The 291-nt window shown below is 46.7% G+C and carries 1 rRNA gene; it reads left to right on the forward strand.

What is annotated here, in order from left to right:
* Window positions 1–291: ribosomal RNA gene (locus tag V6246_RS18305) — 23S ribosomal RNA — on the forward strand; the annotation flags it as partial.

The following is a 291-nucleotide window of genomic DNA, read 5'->3' on the forward strand; positions in this document are numbered from 1 at the left end:
CGGCACACACGAATTGATCCGTAGATATCCGACTGGGGCAACCCGGCATATTGAAGATATGTCATGCAGTAATGCAAGCAAACCCGGAGAACTGAAACATCTAAGTACCCGGAGGAGAAGAAAACAAAAGTGATTCCGTTAGTAGTGGCGAGCGAACGCGGATTTGCCCAAACCAGTTTTGTTACGGCAATACTGGGGTTGTTGGACCACGATATTTGAAGCGCGATGAATTAGAATTGTTTGGAAAGACAAGCCAAAGACGGTGATAGCCCGGTATAAGTAAAGGACGTG

It is taken from the genome of Algibacter sp. TI.3.09 (assembly GCF_038154905.1).
Taxonomy (GTDB): domain Bacteria; phylum Bacteroidota; class Bacteroidia; order Flavobacteriales; family Flavobacteriaceae; genus Algibacter.